Genomic DNA, 975 nt, shown 5'->3' with positions numbered 1-975 from the left:
CCCGGCGAGAACGAACTCCAACGCGATGGCCGCCGCGAGGAAGAGGCCGTTCACCCGCACCGCGCTGGCGCCTGCCGCGAGCACCACGGCCAGCGCCCAGCGGTCGCGGCGTGCCGCTAGCCATGCGGAGAAGGCGAAGGCCGCGAACAGGCTCTCGCTGTAGCCCGCTGCGAGGAACACTGCTGCCGGAGCCAGAGCGAAGAAGAAGGTCGCGTTGGCGGCAGCCTGGGCGGCGCGCGTGCGGGCGAATCTCCCAGGGCTGCCAGGACTCCCAGGGCTGCCAGAGCTGGCGGGGTCGGCGAGGCTGGCGCCGACCCCGCGCCGCCGACCCCGCTCCATCTCCTCCGCGGCCAACCGCCCCAACGCCACGGTCGCGACCGCCCCGGCCACCAGCGACACCGCCAACCCGGCCGCCACCCAGTTCCACACGAACAGGTGCGCCAGCCTCACCGCTACCGGGAATCCGGGAAAGAACGCCACGTGCCTCGGATCGCTCCCGGCCGCGAAATACCCGTGCTGCGCGATGCCGAGGAAGATCCCCTCGTCCCACCGATCCCAGCGGGCCAGCCACGGCCCCGGCTTCGTCGGCCCGGTTATGAACACCCACGCGCTGATCCAGGCCAGCACCACCATGCCGAGCCGCGTGGCGCCCCACACCGCCAGTGACGCGCGGTCCACATCGCCCAGCCTTCGGAGGTGCTGCCAGGCATCGTCCTCGGGCTGCGCGGGAGCATCGCCTTGGGACGGCGGTACGGCATCGTTCTCAAGCCGCCCCGCGTCGCTCTCGGCCCGCCCCGCGTCGTTCTCAGGCCGCTCCGCGTCGCTCTCGGCCCGCTTCGCGTCGTTCTCAAGCCGCTCCGCGTCGCTCTCGGCCCGCCCCGCGTCGTTCTCAAGCCGCCCCGCGTCGCTCCCGAACCGCTCCTGCGCGGTACCGCCCTGCGCCCCCACACAGCCGTCCCCCGCGCAGCCGTCCCC

At 73.6% G+C, this 975-nt stretch carries 1 protein-coding gene; it reads right to left on the bottom strand.

The annotated features are described in order from the left end of the window. Window positions 1–975 (bottom strand): mannosyltransferase family protein (locus IZR01_RS51935; protein ID WP_228561471.1); only part of this gene is annotated, 975 nt, incomplete at both ends.

The sequence above is a fragment of the Catenulispora pinisilvae genome, from assembly GCF_015356865.1.
GTDB lineage: Bacteria > Actinomycetota > Actinomycetes > Streptomycetales > Catenulisporaceae > Catenulispora > Catenulispora pinisilvae.
Note: the sequence above shows the minus strand (reverse complement) of the source record. Positions and strands in the feature narration are given on the sequence as shown.